Raw genomic sequence first — 17107 nt, forward strand, 5'->3', positions numbered from 1 at the left:
CGGCGCAAGCCCTCAGGCGATGGCGGCGCCGGTTTTCAGCGCCAATTCGCCTTTCGCCCAGATCTTGTAGATCCGCAGCGCGATCGGCAGCACGATCAGCGTGGCGGCAACAAGCGCCAGCCCCCCCGGGATACGCCAGATCCCGCCAAGCGTCAGCCAAAGCATCGCCGTTGCCGCCAGCGGGAAGGTCAGCGCCCCCCAAAGCGCCGAAAAGCCCCCGGCCAGAAGCCAGCGCCCGCGGGCCGCGAAGACCAGCAGCAGCACGGCCGCGCTGATCGCGAAGATCTGGGCAAGGGCCAGGCCGCCCAGATGGGCCGCGGTGGTGCCGATCACCGCCGCCGGGGCCAGATGGATCGCCAGCAGCGGACGCAAAGGCGCGGGCACGGTCTGGCGGGCGAATTGCTGCAAGGAGAGCACCCAGATCACCACCGCAATCACCAGCGCGCCCCAGAACAGCCAGACCGCCACCGCCATCAGCCCCAGCTGCGCCGCGGCCAACGCCGCCACGATCCAGCCCGAAAACAGAAGATGCCAAGAGGGGTTGACCCGGCGCTGTTCGGCCGGGCCGGTGGCAAGGACGTAAAGCATCGCCCCGGTCAGCGCCAGATGCAGCGCGGCCCCCGTGGCCAGAACCGTCCGCGCCGCCCCGGGCAGATAGGGCCCGATCGCCATCGCCAGCAGATAGACCACCAGCACCCCCGCCGCGAGCCCCGCCCGCCCGGGCAGGATCCGCAGATCGTCAAGCATCACGGCCGGACGGCGCAGCGCCTTGACCAGATAGGTCAGCAGAACGAAGCCGCACAAAAGCGTCACCGCCCCGGTCAGCACCTCGCCCAGTGCTGCGGGCAGATCGAAGACCTCGGCCCCCTTGCGCCAGCCAAGCGCCAGCGCCGCAAGGCCGAGCGTGGGGGGAAAGATCGCCGGGGGGGTGCGCCGCCACAGCCCGGGCGGGGTCGGTTTCGGGGGAACGGAAGCCATCGTGTCGTCTGCCTCGGCTCTGGAATGCAACGCGTTTCGGGATCAACTTGCCTTGCTGTCGCCCCCCATCTTGCAGAAGAACTGTGGCAAGGAAAGGGCGAAACCGCCGCGCGGGTCACCCCGGCAGCACAAGACAGGTGGCGCCCAGACGATGCACCGAAGCCCCGGTGCCCAGCTTGAAATGCATCAGCCCTGCCCCGGCCTCGGAATTGATGTCGCCCAGATCGAAGGACCGCAGGCCCATGCCCCGCAGCCGCAAGGCGGCCTGCCAGAGCAAGAGGTTATGCGCCCCCGCCGCGCGGCCCTCGGGCCCGGACCAACCCAGATGGTAGCTCGCCCCCGCGCCCGCGCGCAGCACCATCACCCCGGCCAGACGCGGCGCCGTGGCGGTGCCGGCCGAGAGCACCAGCGCCGACCCGGGGGACTGCTGCGCCCAGGCTTCGGCAAAAGCGGGGGGAAGGGCGCGATAGCCGCGGTCCGCGCGTTGCTGCGCCTCGGCCGCGATCAGCCAACCGGCCGCGCGCTCGACCCGGACCCGCAGCCCCGCCCGTTCCGCCGCAACCAGACGGTTGCGCCACTTGCCCTGCAGACCGGCGCGCAGCGCGCCTTCCTCGGGCGTCAGATCCCAGATCGCCTGATGGCGCGCGGTGACAAGCGGCACCAGCCCGAAACCCGCCACCGGCATCTCGGGCGTGGCGATCAGCACCCCCGGCAGCACCCGGGCCAGGGCCCGCAGGGCCTGCCGCCGCGTCACCTCGGGCAGGTCGGCGGCAAAGACCGGGCCGCGGCTGCACAGCCACAGCCCGCCCCGCCCCAGCACCTGCGCCAGCCCGACAAGCCTGCCACCGGCATGGATCTGCAGCCGCCGCAGCCCGCGCCCAGAGGACGCCGCAATCGCGCCATAGCCCGCATGCGCCTGCACCGGAGCGGCGGGCGCAAGCGCGGCCAGCGCCGCATCCCAGGCCGCGGCGGTGGCGGCAAAGGGGGTGATCTCGATCCTGTCCATGGCGCCATTAAAGCCCCGTTTACCTAATTCAGGGTTAATGGGTGCCGGAGGCCCCGATGACGCGCAAGAAAATCCCCCCTGCCCCGCCCCAGCCGCGCCGCCCGCCCGCGATCCCGGCGCCGCGGCCGACGCTTTGGGCGGCGCTGGGCCTTGCCGGGGGGCTGTCGCTGCTGTGGCTTTGCGGGCTGGGTCTGTGGCGGCTGATCGGGTCGCTGATCTGAGGCTGCCTCTCAACCCTTGCGTGTGCCGCAGCCGCCTTGCCGATGCGGCAACGCAGCGCAAAAACACCGCTCCCCATCGCAGCTGCGAAATCCAAACCGTTGAGTTCACATTGCTTTGTGGCAGTTGCGCCACATGACCCTACGGTAACCTCACGCGGACGTGACGTAAGGCCGCAGCCCGAATTGATTCACCTTAACAGCGTGATAGGGTCACCCTCGGGAGAAGAGTAAATCACGCTCGAGGGATGAGAATCACATGAAAAAAATACTGATGACGGCCAGCGCCCTTGCCCTTGGCGCCACAGCCGCCACTGCGGGGGGTATTGAACGGTCCAGCCAGTCGGTGGGGATCCTGTTCGAAAAAGGAAACTACGTCGAGTTGAACTTCGGCGGCTTCAGCCCGGATGTGTCGGGCACGGTCGGCGGCGGCGCAGTAAATTCGGGCGACATGACGGGGGGCTTTGGCACCTACAGCCTGGGCTACAAGCGCGCGCTGAACGACAAGATCGACATCGGCTTCGTGCTGGAAAACGCCATCGGCGCGAATGTGGGCTATCCCCTGACCACGGTCTATCCGCTGCGCGGCACCACCGCCGAAATCGAAAACATGTCGCTGACCGCGATGATGCGGTACAAGATGCCGCAAAACTTCTCGGTGATCGGCGGCGTCCGGGCGCTGCGCACCAGTGGCGAAGTCAGCCTGCCGGCCGTGAGCGTGCCCGGTCTGGGCGGCTACCGCATGAATTCCTCGACCGAGACAGACTTCGGGTATCTGGTGGGCGTCGCCTGGGAAAAACCCGAAATCGCCGCCCGGGTGGCGCTGACCTACAATTCGAAGATCACCCACGACTTCACCGCGAATGAAAACTTCTCTCCGGTGCCGACGCCGTTTTCGACCACCGTGCCGGAGTCGATCAACCTCGAATTCCAGACCGGCATCGCGCAGAATACGCTGGTCTTCGGCTCGGTGCGCTGGGTGCACTGGAAACAGTTCGACATCACCCCGCTGGTCTATTCGGGGATTGATCCCGATGGCCCCGGCCCGGCCGGTCCGCTGGGATCGCTTGTCGACTACAAGGCCAATACGACGACCTACACGCTTGGCCTTGGCCGCAAGTTCAACGACCAATGGTCGGGCGCGGTGGTGCTGGGCTATGAAGGCTCGAGCGGGCAGCGGACTGGCCAGCTTGGCCCGACCGACGGCTTCCGCTCGATCGCGCTGGCGGGCACCTATCAGGCGACCGAGAACGTCAAGGTCACGCTGGGCGTGCGCTATGTCGATATCGGCGATGCCAACACCAACCTGCCCGTCAACGGCGACTTTTCGGGCAACTCGGGCTGGGGCGCGGGCGTGCGCGTCGGCATCAGCTTCTGATCCTTCCGACCGTTCCGAAATTCACGAAAGGCCCGCTTCGGCGGGCCTTTCAATTGTCCTTGGCACAAGTTCCGGGTGGCCTGCCCGCCCTGCCCCGGCTAGCGTGCCGCCACCATGACCACGACCCGCATCCCCCCGCTTGCCTGGGCGCTTCTGGCGGCCCTTGCCCTGATCTGGGGCACCTCCTTCCTGTCGAACCGCGCCGCGCTGACCGGCACCGGCTTTCTGACCACCGTCACCTGTCGCGTCACCGGCGGCGCCGTTCTGTTGTGGCTCTGGGTCGCGCTGCGCCGCCTGCCCCTGCCTGCGGACCCACGCTTTCTGATCCGCTTCCTGATCATGGGGGCGCTCAACAATGCCATTCCCTTCTCGCTGATCGTCTGGGGCCAGCAGCATATCGACAGCGGGCTGGCCGCGATCCTCAACGCCTCGACCGCGCTTTTCGGCGTGCTGGTCGCCGCCGCGGTCTTTCCCGACGAACCGCTGACCCGGCGCCGCCTTGCGGGCGTGCTGATCGGCTTTGCCGGCGTCATCCTGGCCATCGGCCCTTCGGCGCTGGGCGGCTTCACGCTCACCTCGGCGGCGCAATGGGCGATCATCGGCGCCTCGATCACCTATGGTTTCGCGGGCGCCTATGCGAAAAAGGCGATCACCGGCCTTGCCCCCGAGGTCGCCGCCGCGGGCATGCTGACCGGCGGGGCGCTCTGGCTGGCCCCCGCGATGCTGATCTTTGAGGGCGTGCCAAGCTTCGATTACACGGCCGAGGTCTGGGCCGGGCTGATCTGGCTGGCCTTGGGCTGTTCGGCGCTGGCCTATCTGATCTATTACCGCATCCTGGCGATTGCGGGGGCGGGCAATCTCTCGCTGGTCACGCTGCTCATTCCGCCCGTCGCCATCGTCGCGGGGGCGCTGGTCTATCACGAACGGCTCGGGCCGCATGCGCTTTCGGGCTTTGCCGTGCTGGCTGCGGGACTTTGGCTCACCAATTCGCGGCCAAAACCGCGTGACGGCGCCCGCGACGCGCGCTAAACCCGGGCCAAACGAGGGGGCTCGCATGATCTACGCAAACCGCGCCGAATGGCGGACGGCCAGCCGCAAACGGGTGCTGTTCTTCGGCATGTCCGGTCTGGGCAAGACCTATCTGGCCAACATGCTGCGCGCCGCCCCCACGGGCTGGTTCCATTACTCGGTCGATTACCGGATCGGCACGCGCTACATGGGCGAATATATCGCCGACAACTTCAAGCGCGAGGCGATGAAAAACCCGTTTCTGGCGGAACTGCTGCTCTCCGACTCGGTCTATATCGCCTCGAACATCACCTTCGACAATCTGGCGCCGCTCTCGACCTATCTGGGCAAGCCCGGCTCCGAGGCCAAGGGCGGGCTGAGCTTCGAGAATTACATGGTGCGGCAAAACCAGCACCGCGCCGCCGAACAGGCCGCGCTGATGGACACGACCTATTTCATCGACCGCTCGCAGGCGATCTACGGGCTGCCGCATTTCGTCTGCGACTGCGGCGGCTCGATCTGCGAGGTGGTCGACCCCGAGGACCGGACCGACAAGATCCTGAAAGAGCTTTCCGATCACCTGCTGATGGTCTGGATCGAGGGCAGCGAGGAGCATACCGAGGAACTGGTGCGCCGTTTCGACCGCGCGCCGAAGCCGATGTATTACCAGCCCGCCTTTCTGGAAAAGAAATGGCTGCAATACCGGGTGGAACGGGGCCTGCGCGAGGATGAGGTGAACCCCGATGATTTCATCCGCTGGACCTATCATCAGGCGCTGGCGCATCGCCAGCCGCGCTATGCGGCGATGGCGCGGAACTGGGGGGTCAAGATCAAGGCCTCCGATGTCGCCCTTGTGCGCGACGAGAAAGACCTTACATCGCTGATTGCCGCGGCGCTTCCCGCCTGATCCCTGTTTGAACATCGCCTGCCAAGTATCGGAAAGACAATGCCCATCACGCTGCCTGCCACGCTGCCCGCCTTCGACATCCTGTCGCAGGAAGGCGTGATGGTGATGACCCCCGAGCGGGCGGCGCGACAGGAAATCCGGCCCTTGCGGATCGGGCTGCTCAATCTGATGCCGAAGAAGATCCAGACCGAAAACCAGTTCGCCCGGCTGATCGGCGCGACGCCCATTCAGATCGACTTCCAGCTGATCCGGATGACCGAGCATCAGACGAAGAACACCGCCGCCGAGCATATGGCCGAATTCTACCGCCCCTTCGCCGAGATCGCCGCCTCGGGCGAGAAATTCGACGGGCTGATCGTCACCGGCGCCCCGATCGAGCATCTGGCCTTTGAAGACGTGACCTATTGGGACGAGCTGCAGCGCGTCTTCGACTGGACGCAGACCCATGTCTTTTCGACCTTCGGCGTGTGCTGGGGCGGCATGGCGATGGCCTATCATTTCCACAATGTTGCCAAGCACATGCTGGATGCCAAGGCGTTCGGCTGCTTCCGCCATCGCAATCTGGCGCCGACCTCGCCCTATCTGCGCGGGTTCTCTGATGACGTTCTGGTGCCGGTGAGCCGCTGGACCGAGATGAAGCAGGAGGAGTTGGACCGGGCGGGGCTGCGCACGCTGATTGCGGGCGACGAGACCGGCCCCTGTCTGGTCGAGGACCCCTGCCACCGCGCGCTTTATGTGTTCAACCATTTCGAATATGACAGCACGACGCTGAAGGACGAATACGACCGCGACGTGGCGGCGGGCAAGCCGATCAACGTGCCCGCGAATTACTATCCCGACGACGATCCGTCCCGGCTGCCGATGAACCGCTGGCGCAGCCATGCGCATCTGCTGTACGGCAATTGGGTGAATGCGATCTATCAGGACACGCCTTACGACATCGCCCGCATCGGCGCCTGAGCGGCCCGATAGCCCTTGCGGTCCGCCCGCACGACAGGCTAAGAGCGGCGCGTTGGGTGATTAGCTCAGTTGGTAGAGCGCCTCGTTTACACCGAGGATGTCGGGAGTTCGAGTCTCTCATCACCCACCACGAACCCCTTTAATATCAATTACTTACATCAGAGCACCCGGCCTGTTGTGTAGCAGTTCGTGGTATGGTCTGTGGTGCAGTTTCTCTCATCGACCCGATCCACCTGTCACCCGACAAAAACACCCGGTACATCGGACAAAAACCGGGAACAGCTGGGAATAGCCGATAACAGGCGATAACGCGCGCATTTACAATGTGTTAGATGGAAATCGCGGCGTAGGGCATCGCTCGAACTTTGCACTCCGACGACATGACGAGTTGCGACGAGGGCGCAGATAATCGTCCAGACAGCGGTCGTCGGCACCTTGGACCCCGTTGCCGAGAAACAGCCTAAAGCATCGATTTTATGGCATTTTACGGCGCATCGAAGGGGACGCGAGACGCCGGAACTTTGCACTTCGGAGGCAATCAGGCGCGTTGAGTGCAAAGTTACGCGAAATCAGGTGCTTACGCGTGATCCGGGCGCCAAGCCGCGACTGTTGCACCATTCCGTCGACCGGGAAGACTTCTGCGGTGAGCTATGCGCTCACCGCATAGCCTTGCGGTGGGCGCTAGGCTCAGTCGGCCATCCGAGCATCTGCCAACAGCGCCATCTCAGACGATGATCGATAGGATAATCCACTGCCAACAGTCATGACCAACCCTTTGCAACCATCATGTTTGCGATCTTGGTTTGCCATTTAATCTGTCCAGTCGATGTCCCGAGGTGCCCGTCTGTAGCACTGACGCGCAGTGACCGCGGAACAAGCCCAGCCGCAATATCTGCATTGTCGTTTTCTCCACCGTTGCCCTGGGTCAGCAGGTAGGCGTAGATGTCGAGATAGTTGTCAGGCCATGTCACCGCCAGCAGGCCGCTCAACTCCATCATCTTTGCATAAGCCGCGCCGCCGATAGACCATTCACCACCTGCGCCATAAAATCCTGGGATGCCAGAAACGATAAACCGAGCGTTCGCCGCTTTGATCTGTCGAACCATTTCGCGGATGTTGTTGAAAACGTCAGTCACCGTGGCCGATCCATTGAAATCGTTCGTTCCGGCGCAGATGTGCCAAACATAGTCATCAGTATCCGCGTGGGTAACGGTCGTGATGTTGCTATCTTGGCCTGCCACATAGGCCCAATCCAGGTAGAAATCACCAAGCAGCGTGAGTGTCCCGCCGAAGGCCGAAAAGCTGATTGCAGGCCCGGCTGGGAACTCTGCCAGTTTGAACGTACTGCCTGAAACGTCGCGCACATAATATGTCTTTGCCTTGTAAGCGTTCGCCGGAGCTATGCTGTCAAGAAAATAAACATGATCTCCGGCGGCGAAGGGATGCCCAGAAGCAGTCAGCGTGTCGCCAGAAACCGTTGCTGTCGCCTTGAACCGCTGCGCGCTTGTGCCGATGTACCCCGTAGCAGAATAGAAATCCACGGCGCGCGGCTCAGTAATCGCCGACGAGTAGGCCTGCCAGCTCGATCGATATGCCTCATCTATGATCCGTGCAGGCACTGTGCGCCGTGCCCGCAGTCGCTTTGTTCCAGAAGTCCCGAAGGACAGCCCAGCCAGGTTCGGCAGAAACCCTCGTGCCCGGTTTAAGATTTGCGCCGATGTTTCCGCGCCGATGCCCCAAGTTGCAAATTGATACCCATTCAGGATTCCCAGAATGGTGGCGCCGTTCATGGCAGCACTTTGGCTGTCCCCAAGCGCAAGAATGGATTTCACCGGTTTGACCCGATGCGCCATACCAGTTGGGCCGATCCAGCGATCATTCGGGTTGATGCCACTACCCAAGCTAGCGTCAACCAAGGATCCGGCAATCCGCCTGATGTCATCTTCGAGGTTGCGGTCGAAATCCCGCAAATCGCCCGCATCGAACCAGGCCGCGAACAGCGTCTGCCAGGTCTGTACCCCGGACACCACACCAGAACCGGCGTCCATCTGGGTCCTGAACAAAAGGTCTATATAGGCCGCCGTCGCCTGCGACATGGGAATGTCGCAGACATACACACCCCATGCGCCCGCCGCTGGCTCGGCAACCGTTGACGGAAATGCAAAAATGCTTCCGACAGATGCACCATCAGCGTCCCGCCATGTGCCCAGAACGCTGAAGTGAACCGTCGGCGCACTGCGCTTGACCAGTTGCAAGATCCGTAAAATCTTGTTGGTGCCACGGAAAACTGCCGGGATGGCCACGCGCTGAGAAAACTGCCGATCAGTCCGGACAGTGCCATTGTTGTAGTGGTCAACCTCAAACACGTTGCAGGAGAGCACCGATGGCAGATCAGCTGGCGGGGCGGCAATACGCCATGCGGCCCCTGTGGTACCCGATCCGCCAGTGGCAACACCCCATCCAGTAGGTGCCGATGTCTGACCGATTGTGGCATCCAATAGACGCGCGTTGACCATCGGGTTTGTCATCGCGCGCGATGGGCGGCGAAGACCTGGAATAACAGTCTCGACCTCTGCAAAAGTGGTTTTGACTCGCATCTCGCGAGACGGCTCCCACCTCACCACATCAGGGCGGTCAAAATAGACGGCGATCGGGCCGATATAGGTTACTGCGTCGTGGTCCGCGACGAATTGGGTGTGGAGACGAGGGCCTGCCGCAACAAACCGCGCGGCGGGATCCGTGATCATTGCCCGGAAAACGCCGATTGTTTTGGAGCCAGCCACATGCTCGTTAACTCTTGTGGTGGCAACATCAGTGTAGCCACTGGTTTTCGTCGCGGATGTGGTCACAAGCGCCACCGGGGCGGCAGATGTCGCCTCGCTTTCATAGGCAAATACGACAGTCACGCTCAGGTCGGAGCGGCCCCAGTATTCCTCAGGAATGGGCATGATCTGACGCAACTGCATGTCGTCGAAAACGGCTGACGTCGCGCGGATCATACGGGCGCGAATGGCCCTCGTTGTGCCAAGGTCAGGCCAGATACGATCTACCAGCGCGAGTTCTTCGGGCCATCCCCCTGCCCCAGTCTTTGCGAGCACAAAACCGCCCGGCAGTTGAGGCACTGTTGATGTATATCCGCCGCTCCCAGTCGGTGGGGTGATCGTCCCGATGGGGCCTTGGCTGAGGTCGGCGTTCAGCATCTCGTTCGGGTGGATGAGGTCCGTGTCACGCGCCCGAGAATTGAGCAGCTCGATGCCCACCTTGCTGTCGATGTATTGTTTGCTCGCATATGTTGCGACCAAAACAGATGTCGTGGCATTCGTGCGGCGGTATTCGAGATACGCGACATCGCCCGAGCCGATCACCTTGAAGTAGGCGCCATCTGCAACGGCAGCGCGGCCCGTCGCCTCGTCGGGGTAGGTCGCCGAGTTCAGGACGGCGATATCCCGCGCCGACAGGGCAAGCTGCTCGACCGTCTGCAGCTCCGCCGCAGTCGGCAACGCTGCGATCTGCTCCGCCAACGGCCCAGATCCTGCCAGTTGCGTGGACAGATCCGCAACGCGCTGCCGCCCGGTGCTGCCGTTGCGGTTGACGATCACCTCGTCGGCGAGGGGCGCGTTGGGCAGGTCGCTGGTGGTGTAACCGGTCATCAGACAATCTCCAGTGTGTAGGGGCCGCTGATCGGGCCGGGCACGCCGTCGGCGGTCTGCGGCTCGATCCAGACGTGATGGGTGCCCGCCGACAGGCAGGCGGTGGTTTCGAGGTAGACGGCCACGTCGTCGATCGCGCCGTCGAAATCGGCGCTGGCGCGCAGCGCGAACGTGTCGTTGCCGGTGGCGGCCTGGATGCGGTCGCGGGCCGGACCGTTTGCGCTGACCGCCGTGCCGGGGCGGTCAGACCCGCCCAGCAGCCGCGCCTGGACAGATCCGGCAGACCGGCCGCTGACCTGGTAGCCGATCCGGTAGTACTTGCCGGACGCTGCCGACATCGGCTGCGACAGATCTCCGGCATCGCCCGCCGTGTGGGTTGCGGCACCGGCCGCAATCGCCCAGCCCGGGCCCGGCGTCCAGGCGGCCGCGCTGCTCATCGCCCCGCCGCTGATCAGGTTGGTGCGCGTGGTGTCGCCCAGCGTGGTCGAATAGCTCTGCTGCGGCACGACGGCGATCGGGGCGCCCACGGCATCGGTCTCGCGGTCGAGGAGATTGGTCATCGAGCGGTAGACCTGCACCCGGGCCGTGGCTGCATCGTCGCCGGTCGCAAACTGGATCAGCGCACCGCCCAGCAGCGTCGTGATCGAGATCGAGGCATCATCGAGCGCCGCGGGCAGATCCGCATCGCCCGCGCCGACGATGATCGCGATGGTGGCCGACCACGGCCCGGCGATGCCCGTCGCGCTGATGCCCCGTGCCCGCAGATCGACCGATTGCCCGATGGCATACATGTCGAGATTGCCGCCGCCATTTGCCGCGGGGATCGAGATCTCGGCCCATGCGCTGGTGCCGGTGACGCGATGCGCGATCACGAAACTGGCGGTCGGCACCGCGCCGGAGCCGGGCGCGATCGCATAGCTGACCCGGTTGGCGACACCTGTCGCCGCCAGCCCGGAGGTGACAGCGACAAAGCGCGGGGCCGAGGGCTGCAGCAGATTTTCGTCGATCTCCGACCCGACCCGGCTCGACCAGGCCGGGATCTCGGTCGCGGCGAGGATCGTATCAATCTGGGGGGCCGCATCGACGGTGCGCACGATCGCGCACATGTCCTGCGTCGCCTCGATCCGCGTCACGATCTGGGTGCAGCTCTCGACCGCCGCGGGCCCGAAATGCACCAGATCGCCCACCAGCGGCATCGGCCCGACCCCGGTCAGCGTCAGGATCTGCGTCTCGCCCGGCGCAGTCCTGACGGTGCGGACGACCGAGATCCCGATCGCGTCCTCATTCGTCTCGAAGACGCGGAACCGGAAGGCATAGGTCTCACCAGCTGTCATCGAGACGACGTCATCGATCTCGACCAGCGCGCCCTGCACCGATTTAACCCGGGCCGCGACCTGCACGCGGCTCAGCACATCATGGCTGAGAGCGATGGCATCGCCGCGGGTGGCGGTGCGCACGGCACCGTCCTGGGTGACCTCGTAGGTGTCGGGCCGATAGATCGTCTCCAGCTGCCGCCGCCGCGCCTCGCGCCAGACCTCGGCCGCATGCACCTTGCCCGGCAGGCTCAGCTGCTCGGTGAGCGTGATCTCGCCATCATAGCCGGGCCAGCGGACGACGCGCTCGGTCTCCTTGTAGTCGTTGCCCGCGTCCTTGAACTTGACGACGAAGGCGTGCGGCGGATTGCGATAGAGCGCGAGCGACGATATCTGCCACCGTAAGCCCGGGCGGCATTTCGAGGGAAATCCGCCGCTCGGCCTCGAAATGCGGCGCTGCCAAGACATGGATCGGGCTGAGGTCATTCATCGATCTGCCTCCGAGATGATCTGCACAGGGCGTTCAAAGGGGCTTTGAACGTGGCGCCAATGGCCGGTGAAACGGTGCGCCCAGGGGCCGCGGCGATAGTCCTCCAGCACCGCATGGGTCTGGCCGATATGGATCATCAGCCCATGTCGGATCACGATGCCAAGGTGGGTGGACAGGCGGCCGCGCCGGAAGACCGCCAGATCAAAGGCGAGCGCCGGGCCGGTGACCGGCACCCAGAGCGGCGAGGTCTTGGCGCCATCGATCAGCGCGGCAATCTCGCCATGCTCCTCGACCGAACCATAGCCCAGGTACTCGGGCAGCGTGATCCCCAGCTCCTCGCGGTAGATCACGCAAGCGAGGCCCCAGCAGTCCGCGCCCTCGGCAGAGCGGCCGTGATCCAGGTTGGGGATGCCGATGTAGCGGTTCGACCAGGTCATGATCACCGCCACAGTCCGGGGAATTTCTGACGGGTCATGCGGCCTGCCGGGAAATGCTCCAGCTCGATCTCGTCGCGCGAAAGCGACAGCGTAATCTCGGCCGAAGTACCGTCGGCGGTGCTGAGCAGCATCCCATGCCACTCGTCCTCGATCAGGTTCGGCGTCGCGGCCTCGACCACCGCGACCGCCACCGTCGCCATGTCCGTATAGGACCGGAGCACCTCGATCATCCGCGAGTCGAGGTTTTCGAGGACGATCTGCGCTTGCGCCGGGGCGTCCTCGGCATCGTCAGGCAGCACCGCCGAGGCGATGATCCAGAGATACGGATCGGTGTCCGGATCGGCGCCGCGCCAGGTTGAGCGCGTGCCGTAGATCCGCGGCTCGTCCGAGATCCGCTCTGTATTGTCGGTGCTCAGCCGGATCGGCGCATCGAGATCCGGGTGGGTGATCTCGATCAGCACCACGTCGATCTCTGCCGAGACCGGATCGACCAGCGCCTGCCTGGCATTGAGGGAGACACGACGGCTCATGGCATCACCACCACGCTGAACTGTTTGCGAAACTCGATGCCCTGAAGGGTCTCGATCGGCGGCGTATCTCCAAAGGCGCAAAGCCATTGTGAAGAAATCAGAAGAGACACCCCTCCTGGCCCGAGCAGCGGCGTGCCGTCAGTGGCGAGCAACGGCCAGCCGTCCCGCGTCGGGTCGGGCATCCAGAAGAGCGAAGCGCCCTGGGCGCAGGCGTCGCTGTAGAAGGCGTCGAACAACGAGCGTTGATGCGCCGTCAGGATCAACGACAGGCTGACCATCTGCGCCACCGCCGAAAACCGCCGCCGATAACCGGGCGGGCCGCTCTCGAAGCCGCGCTTGCGGCGGGCATCCTGCGGCTGCAGCTGATAGCTGTCGCGCTCGGGCCGGGGCAGATCGGTGGGCCAGACTGGATAGCTCATCGTGCAATCCCCACCGGATTGACCCCGTAGTAATCGCGCATCGTCCGCCGCGCCCGGCCGCCGCCGGCCGTGAGCCCAGAGGCCACCGCATCAGCCATCACCAGCTCAAACCGGCGTTGACCGCGGCTGTCCGTGGTTTCCTGCACTTCGCCCTGCACCGGCACCGAAGAATTGTTGGTGATGTTGATCACCGGCCGCGCGTCGATCTGCGTCGTGCTGGCGGCCGGAGCCCCACCAGTCAGGATCCGCCGCGTCAGGTCGGCGGGGACGATTGTGCTCGGGCCGGTATATTCGAGCTCGGGGCCGTCTTCCCCCACGATCCGCAGCCCGCCGGCGTGATTGCCGCCGCCCGCAAAGCCGGGGATGCCCAGCCCGCTCATGATCCCAGAAAACAACGTGCCCCAGAAACCGCCGCCCCCGCCGCCCTGCACCGCGCTGCCAAGCGCCTGGCCGAACTTGTCGAAGCCGGTGCCCATCGTGCCCAGCTGGCCGGTGGCCAGCGTCGTCGTGGTGCCGAATTTCGCCATCGCCTGTTCGGCCGCGCCGAGACGGGTTGCCCAGCTCTTTTGCATCGCCTCGTCGGAGGGCCGCTCGAACTGACGCATCCAGGCATTAGTCGCGCTCGACACATCCGGCGCGGCCTTAAGCGCGGCCAGTGCTCCGGAATGGGTCGTGTTTAGCTCGCGCCAGGCGTAATCGAGCTGGCCCTGCACATTGCCCAGGTTCTGACGCCCGCCGATGGCATCCAGCAAACCGGCGGCGCGTGGGCCATGGTGCTGGAACAGCCCGAAGCTGGTCGGCACGCCGTTTTTGATGTCACCGCCTGCAATAGGGTTGAAGCTGCTTTCCCCTTGCACGTTCCCCATGATCGCAGCGACCTGGTGGGGTTTCAGGCCCTTAGCGCTGAAGTAGCTCCAGACCTGCTTTTGCACGGCTTCCGAGCCCTGCAGCCCGCCCATGCCTCCGGCGGCGCCGATGCCACCTGCGAGACTGCCCACGCCCGCTCCGCCGATGATCACCGTGGCCGCGGTCACATTCATGCTGGCCACCGTGCGCATCGCAGCCGCGGCGGCTTGGCTCGGATCAACCTGGTGGGGCCCCTTGCCAGTGAAGCGGTCCCAGATGCCCTGCAGCCCGCCCACATCGCCGAGGGTGGCGTAGTTCGTGCCAAGGATCGCGTTTTTCAGGGGGTTCTTGATCGCCAGTTCCTCGAACATCGAGCCGATTTCGGAGGCGATTTTCTCCAAGGCGCCGCCGATGTCGCCTTGGTTCAGGGCATCAAAAACGCCATCAATCGCGTCCTCGCCCGCACGCTCGACAGCCTTCCAACCATCCTTGACCCGATCGATCTGCGCTTCGAATTCCTTGATCGCGACGGCATTTTGCCGGATGTCCGCCGCCAGCCCGCTTGACGGGCTGATCCCGCGCTCGCGGATCTGCAGTTCGGCCTCGTAAAGCGCCAGCGTCCGGCGGCGCGTTTCCTCGGATTGCCCGATCAGGCTCGCCTCAACCTGCAACTGTCCGAGGCTCTCGGCCTGCGTGCGCAGGATCTCGCGGCCGGCTTGTTGCATTTCAGTGCGGTATTTCGAGATGCTCTGAATACCCTCGCGTTGCGAACCGCGCTCGTCGTCAAGTCCACGCAAGCCCACTCCGGGAGCCGTCGCTGATGCCCATTCCCGCGATACCTGCAGGGCACGCATAGTCTCATCAGCCAGCCGTTTTGCAGCATCGGCGGCCTTTTCGAACGGATCAGCAATGCCCGCCTTTGCCAGCGACTGGGCCAGTTTGTCGGCCTGCTCAGTGTAGCCTTTCACTCTGAGCGCTTCGAGGGCGGCCCGGGCAACATTCGTTCCGAATGCCAGCGCGGCATCGGAGGCGCCGTCGGTGTTGTATTCGGCATCGGCCAAAGCTTTTGCCAAACGTTCGGCCGCGAGTTGTTGCTCTTCAAGGGTGCGTGCATGACGGAACAGATCGAGTGCATCCTTGACACGCACGGCACCCTTGTTCGTCAAATTGAACTTGTCTTCGAGCTTGTCCAACCTGACGACGCCGAAGGTCGAGACATCGCCAATCGCATCCGTTATCCCTGTGATCGAGTCCTTAACCGCCTGCGCGGCCTCGGCCCGTGCCAACGTCAGCAGCGCAAGGTTCATTTCCCGGGCTTTCGACGCGCCATCGCCAAACTCGTCAGTCAGGTCACCGATTCCGGTTCGCGCATCTTTCAACGCCGTTTGAACGGCCTTGGATGCCTTTTCGAGATCTGCGAGAGCGTCTTCGAACGACTTGGCCTTTTCGCGGCTTGCCACAAACCATTGCACAGCGGCGGCGCCAATGCCGATCACAGCCATAGTTGCGAGATTGGCCGGGTTCAGAAGTCCCATCAACGTCGAACGCAAGGCGGTACCGATCGACAGGCCGGAGGCACGCATCTGGTCGAAGACCTGCGTGACCTGAGAGCCTTGCTGCATCATCAGCATGACCGGATTCTGCCCGGCGGCGAGCATCATCGCGATGTCGTTGAACTGGTAGCCCAGGTTCGCGACATGGGCAGCCGAGGCCGCCGACGATGCGCCCAACGCCTGGAACTGTGCGGGCATGACCGTCAGCACCTGGGCGGCGCGGTCGCGGGCTGCGGCAGCTTCGTTGGCGCTCAGCGCGCCGAGTTTTTCGGCCTCGGCGATCTCGCGCAGCGTCATCTCATACTGCTTCGACGCCGCGAAGAGCGGGTTGAAGCGGGCACGCAGCTGATCGAGCTCAGACTGCCAGGCCGCGGTCTCCCGTTGCGCTGCCAGCATCTCGGTGACCTGCGCCGAGATGTTGGTGGTGAGACCAGTGACCGCGTTTTGCACCCCAGCGAGCGAGGTTGCCCCGCGCCCGGCCGCGGCCATCATGTTCGACATCGCGGCCGAGGTGTCGAGTGCCGCCACGCTGGCCTCGGCAAGGCTCTTGCCCGCGCCGGCCGCGCCGACCCCCAATACGGCAAGCCCGTCGCGACCTTGACCCGCCTGCGCCCCGAGATCGCGCGCCGCGCCGGTCAGCGCCTGCACATCGCCCTTCGCCTGCCCGAGTTCGCGCCGCGCCTGGTCGGCGACGACGCGCAGCATGATTTCGAGCTGGGTCTGCGTGGACATGCCTTAATCCCGGTTGAGTTCCGTGGCCGCCCCCGCCTCGATCGTGCGGAAATCGGCCCATTCGTCAGGGCTGAGAGTTATGCCCGCGAGCGCGAGGCCAGGCGCCACCGCCGCATAGTCGAGGGCCAGGTACCGCGCGCCGCGCATCCCCATGGGCACCATTCGCCATTGGCCGCAGACCGCTAGGAACGCTTCAAGAGGCCGAACATGGGCTTCCCAGAGCTCGAATGCCGGTCCGGCCAAGGCATCTGCGGGCAGGTCGATGCCCCAGCGCGCGGCGTCTTCCTGGGCTTCGTCGAGGGCGTTGCCATCGAGATCCCCGCGCGCCCAGCGTCGCCCGGCCTCGATCAGTTTCCCCGCTTCGCGCCCAGGAGCGCCGCGTTGTAGGTTTCGAGGAGCGCCATGCGGACATAGGGCGTCGAGATCAGCAGATCCCGCTCGACGTCCGAATAGGGCACCGGCGCCTTGTCCTCGTCGACGTAATCCTCGCCCCAGCCGACGAAGATCGTCTGCAGATAGGCGGTGGTGCCCTCGGTGGTCATGAGATCGAAGGGCTTCGCCTCGTCGATCGTGAGGACGCGGAAGCGGCCGGTGAAGGTGCTGTTGCGATGGCCGCCATCGACAGGTTCGGACACCTTCACCGGGTGGCTGAATTCGGGGTTCTTGACGCGCTTAAACATGT

General features: G+C 64.6%; 15 protein-coding genes and 1 tRNA gene. 6 read left to right on the plus strand and 10 right to left on the minus strand.

Annotation, left to right across the window (positions count from 1 at the left end):
* Nucleotides 1–12 precede the first annotated feature (12 nt).
* Together ACTTAG_RS10065 and ACTTAG_RS10070 are read right to left on the minus strand one after the other, a co-directional pair.
* On the minus strand, nucleotides 13–978 hold the full coding sequence (locus tag ACTTAG_RS10065) for a tellurium resistance protein (protein ID WP_444462199.1): 966 nt from the start codon (nucleotides 976–978) through the stop codon (nucleotides 13–15).
* A 115-nt stretch (nucleotides 979–1093) separates the two neighbouring features.
* Complete coding sequence (locus ACTTAG_RS10070) at nucleotides 1094–1984, minus strand: GNAT family N-acetyltransferase (protein ID WP_444462200.1); 891 nt, start codon at nucleotides 1982–1984, stop codon at nucleotides 1094–1096.
* A gap of 56 nt (nucleotides 1985–2040) precedes the next feature.
* Here ACTTAG_RS10070 and ACTTAG_RS10075 point away from each other — a divergent pair, with 56 nt between their 5' ends.
* From ACTTAG_RS10075 to ACTTAG_RS10100, 6 genes are all read left to right on the plus strand, one after another.
* A complete protein-coding gene (locus ACTTAG_RS10075) occupies nucleotides 2041–2205 on the plus strand; it encodes a hypothetical protein (RefSeq protein ID WP_444462201.1) in 165 nt (54 codons plus the stop codon).
* Nucleotides 2206–2461: 256 nt separating this feature from the next.
* Nucleotides 2462–3580 (plus strand): outer membrane protein transport protein, encoded by a 1119-nt coding sequence (locus ACTTAG_RS10080; protein ID WP_444462202.1) that lies wholly within the window; start codon nucleotides 2462–2464, stop codon nucleotides 3578–3580.
* A 114-nt stretch (nucleotides 3581–3694) separates the two neighbouring features.
* The gene (locus ACTTAG_RS10085) at nucleotides 3695–4609 is read left to right on the plus strand and encodes a DMT family transporter (protein WP_444462203.1); all 915 of its coding nucleotides are present in this window, start codon (nucleotides 3695–3697) and stop codon (nucleotides 4607–4609) included.
* Nucleotides 4610–4634: 25 nt separating this feature from the next.
* On the plus strand, nucleotides 4635–5495 hold the full coding sequence (locus ACTTAG_RS10090) for an ATPase (RefSeq protein WP_444462204.1): 861 nt from the start codon (nucleotides 4635–4637) through the stop codon (nucleotides 5493–5495).
* A gap of 39 nt (nucleotides 5496–5534) precedes the next feature.
* Complete coding sequence (locus ACTTAG_RS10095) at nucleotides 5535–6455, plus strand: homoserine O-succinyltransferase (protein WP_444462205.1); 921 nt, start codon at nucleotides 5535–5537, stop codon at nucleotides 6453–6455.
* A gap of 54 nt (nucleotides 6456–6509) precedes the next feature.
* Nucleotides 6510–6585: transfer RNA gene (locus ACTTAG_RS10100), tRNA-Val, on the plus strand.
* A 631-nt stretch (nucleotides 6586–7216) separates the two neighbouring features.
* Here the strand turns inward: ACTTAG_RS10100 and ACTTAG_RS10105 are convergent.
* The 8 genes from ACTTAG_RS10105 to ACTTAG_RS10140 form a co-directional block, all read right to left on the minus strand.
* Entirely contained in the window at nucleotides 7217–10105 is a 2889-nt protein-coding gene (locus ACTTAG_RS10105) for a hypothetical protein (protein ID WP_444462206.1), read from the minus strand.
* Nucleotides 10105–11904 (minus strand): hypothetical protein, encoded by a 1800-nt coding sequence (locus ACTTAG_RS10110; protein WP_444462207.1) that lies wholly within the window; start codon nucleotides 11902–11904, stop codon nucleotides 10105–10107. Before ACTTAG_RS10110 ends, ACTTAG_RS10105 begins: the two co-directional genes overlap by 1 nt.
* Nucleotides 11905–12345, minus strand: a complete 441-nt coding sequence (locus tag ACTTAG_RS10115) for an NlpC/P60 family protein (protein WP_444462208.1) — start codon at nucleotides 12343–12345, stop codon at nucleotides 11905–11907.
* A gap of 2 nt (nucleotides 12346–12347) precedes the next feature.
* Nucleotides 12348–12875, minus strand: coding sequence for a hypothetical protein (locus ACTTAG_RS10120; RefSeq protein WP_444462209.1), 528 nt, complete (start codon nucleotides 12873–12875; stop codon nucleotides 12348–12350).
* Entirely contained in the window at nucleotides 12872–13294 is a 423-nt protein-coding gene (locus ACTTAG_RS10125; protein ID WP_444462210.1) for a hypothetical protein, read from the minus strand. Before ACTTAG_RS10125 ends, ACTTAG_RS10120 begins: the two co-directional genes overlap by 4 nt.
* Complete coding sequence (locus ACTTAG_RS10130) at nucleotides 13291–16425, minus strand: phage tail tip lysozyme (protein WP_444462211.1); 3135 nt, start codon at nucleotides 16423–16425, stop codon at nucleotides 13291–13293. The genes ACTTAG_RS10125 and ACTTAG_RS10130 overlap by 4 nt, the downstream gene beginning before the upstream one ends.
* 3 nt (nucleotides 16426–16428) lie before the next feature.
* On the minus strand, nucleotides 16429–16668 hold the full coding sequence (locus ACTTAG_RS10135) for a DUF1799 domain-containing protein (protein ID WP_444462212.1): 240 nt from the start codon (nucleotides 16666–16668) through the stop codon (nucleotides 16429–16431).
* A gap of 104 nt (nucleotides 16669–16772) precedes the next feature.
* Nucleotides 16773–17105 carry a hypothetical protein gene (locus ACTTAG_RS10140; RefSeq protein WP_444462213.1) on the minus strand — a complete coding sequence of 111 codons (333 nt, stop codon included), beginning with the start codon at nucleotides 17103–17105 and terminating at the stop codon, nucleotides 16773–16775.
* Nucleotides 17106–17107: the final 2 nt, after the last annotated feature.

This window comes from Rhodobacter capsulatus (genome assembly GCF_052363185.1).
GTDB lineage: Bacteria > Pseudomonadota > Alphaproteobacteria > Rhodobacterales > Rhodobacteraceae > Rhodobacter > Rhodobacter capsulatus_E.

Bases quoted from the DNA above. Each gene is read 5' to 3' on its own strand.
- ACTTAG_RS10120 (WP_444462209.1), bottom strand. From the start codon at position 12,875: ATGAGCCGTCGTGTCTCCCTCAATGCCAGGCAGGCGCTGGTCGATCCG.
- ACTTAG_RS10075 (WP_444462201.1), top strand. From the start codon at position 2,041: ATGACGCGCAAGAAAATCCCCCCTGCCCCGCCCCAGCCGCGCCGCCCG.
- ACTTAG_RS10080 (WP_444462202.1), top strand. From the start codon at position 2,462: ATGAAAAAAATACTGATGACGGCCAGCGCCCTTGCCCTTGGCGCCACA.
- ACTTAG_RS10130 (WP_444462211.1), bottom strand. From the start codon at position 16,425: ATGTCCACGCAGACCCAGCTCGAAATCATGCTGCGCGTCGTCGCCGAC.
- ACTTAG_RS10070 (WP_444462200.1), bottom strand. From the start codon at position 1,984: ATGGACAGGATCGAGATCACCCCCTTTGCCGCCACCGCCGCGGCCTGG.
- ACTTAG_RS10105 (WP_444462206.1), bottom strand. From the start codon at position 10,105: ATGACCGGTTACACCACCAGCGACCTGCCCAACGCGCCCCTCGCCGAC.
- ACTTAG_RS10125 (WP_444462210.1), bottom strand. From the start codon at position 13,294: ATGAGCTATCCAGTCTGGCCCACCGATCTGCCCCGGCCCGAGCGCGAC.
- ACTTAG_RS10090 (WP_444462204.1), top strand. From the start codon at position 4,635: ATGATCTACGCAAACCGCGCCGAATGGCGGACGGCCAGCCGCAAACGG.
- ACTTAG_RS10110 (WP_444462207.1), bottom strand. From the start codon at position 11,904: ATGACCTCAGCCCGATCCATGTCTTGGCAGCGCCGCATTTCGAGGCCG.
- ACTTAG_RS10095 (WP_444462205.1), top strand. From the start codon at position 5,535: ATGCCCATCACGCTGCCTGCCACGCTGCCCGCCTTCGACATCCTGTCG.
- ACTTAG_RS10115 (WP_444462208.1), bottom strand. From the start codon at position 12,345: ATGACCTGGTCGAACCGCTACATCGGCATCCCCAACCTGGATCACGGC.
- ACTTAG_RS10085 (WP_444462203.1), top strand. From the start codon at position 3,695: ATGACCACGACCCGCATCCCCCCGCTTGCCTGGGCGCTTCTGGCGGCC.
- ACTTAG_RS10065 (WP_444462199.1), bottom strand. From the start codon at position 978: ATGGCTTCCGTTCCCCCGAAACCGACCCCGCCCGGGCTGTGGCGGCGC.
- ACTTAG_RS10140 (WP_444462213.1), bottom strand. From the start codon at position 17,105: ATGTTTAAGCGCGTCAAGAACCCCGAATTCAGCCACCCGGTGAAGGTG.